The sequence below is a fragment of the Aphanizomenon flos-aquae FACHB-1287 genome (assembly GCF_014698755.1).
In the GTDB taxonomy this organism is placed as follows: Bacteria; Cyanobacteriota; Cyanobacteriia; order Cyanobacteriales; family Nostocaceae; genus Dolichospermum; species Dolichospermum flosaquae.
Genome location: NZ_JACJTO010000084.1, coordinates 1 through 1,517, shown reverse-complemented (window position 1 = coordinate 1,517; position 1,517 = coordinate 1). Strand labels below are relative to the sequence as shown.

At 53.1% G+C, this 1,517-nt stretch carries 1 rRNA gene; it reads right to left on the bottom strand.

Annotation, left to right across the window (positions count from 1 at the left end):
• Positions 1 to 29: 29 nt before the first annotated feature.
• Positions 30 to 1,516, bottom strand: a 16S ribosomal RNA gene (locus H6G44_RS19930).
• Between the last annotated feature and the right edge of the window lies 1 nt (position 1,517).

Here is a 1,517-nt window from a genome sequence, read left to right as displayed (position 1 = left end):
TCGATTTCTAAATGGATTAGGTCTCCCTAAAAGGAGGTGATCCAGCCACACCTTCCGGTACGGCTACCTTGTTACGACTTCACCCCAGTCATCAGTCCTACCTTAGGCATCCCCCTCCAATAGGTTGGGGTAACGACTTCGGGCGTGACCAACTTCCATGGTGTGACGGGCGGTGTGTACAAGGCCCGGGAACGAATTCACTGCAGTATGCTGACCTGCAATTACTAGCGATTCCTCCTTCACGAAGGCGAGTTGCAGCCTTCGATCTGAACTGAGCTACGGTTTACGAGATTCGCATCACATCGCTGTGTAGCTGCCCTTTGTCCGTAGCATTGTAGTACGTGTGTAGCCCAAGACGTAAGGGGCATGCTGACTTGACGTCATCCCCACCTTCCTCCGGTTTGTCACCGGCAGTCTCTCTAGAGTGCCCAACCTAATGCTGGCAACTAAAAACGAGGGTTGCGCTCGTTGCGGGACTTAACCCAACATCTCACGACACGAGCTGACGACAGCCATGCACCACCTGTGTTCACGCTCCCGAAGGCACTCCCATCTTTCAATAGGATTCGTGACATGTCAAGCCTTGGTAAGGTTCTTCGCGTTGCATCGAATTAAACCACATACTCCACCGCTTGTGCGGGCCCCCGTCAATTCCTTTGAGTTTCACAGTTGCCTGCGTACTCCCCAGGCGGGATACTTAACGCGTTAGCTCCGGCACAGCTCGGGTCGATACGAGCTACGCCTAGTATCCATCGTTTACGGCTAGGACTACTGGGGTATCTAATCCCATTCGCTCCCCTAGCTTTCGTCCCTCAGTGTCAGTCTCGGCCTAGCAGAGCGCCTTCGCCACTGGTGTTCTTCCTGATATCTACGCATTTCACCGCTACACCAGGAATTCCCTCTGCCCCGACCACACTCTAGCTTTGTAGTTTCCACTGCTCTTATTTGGTTGAGCCAAACTCTTTAACAGCAGACTTACAATGCCACCTGCGGACCCTTTACGCCCAATCATTCCGGATAACGCTTGCATCCTCCGTATTACCGCGGCTGCTGGCACGGAGTTAGCCGATGCTTATTCCTCAGGTACCGTCATTCTGTTCTTCCCTGAGAAAAGAGGTTTACAACCCAAGAGCCTTCCTCCCTCACGCGGTATTGCTCCGTCAGGCTTTCGCCCATTGCGGAAAATTCCCCACTGCTGCCTCCCGTAGGAGTCTGGGCCGTGTCTCAGTCCCAGTGTGGCTGATCATCCTCTCAGACCAGCTACTGATCGTCGCCTTGGTAGTCTCTTACACTACCAACTAGCTAATCAGACGCAAGCTCTTCTTCAGGCAGCAAGCCTTTCACCTCTCGGCACATTCGGTATTAGCCACCGTTTCCAGTGGTTGTCCCCAACCTGAAGGTAGATTCTTACGCGTTACTCACCCGTCCGCCACTGTCTCCTAAAAGACCGTTCGACTTGCATGTGTTAAGCATACCGCCAGCGTTCATCCTGAGCCAGGATCAAACTCTCCATTTTG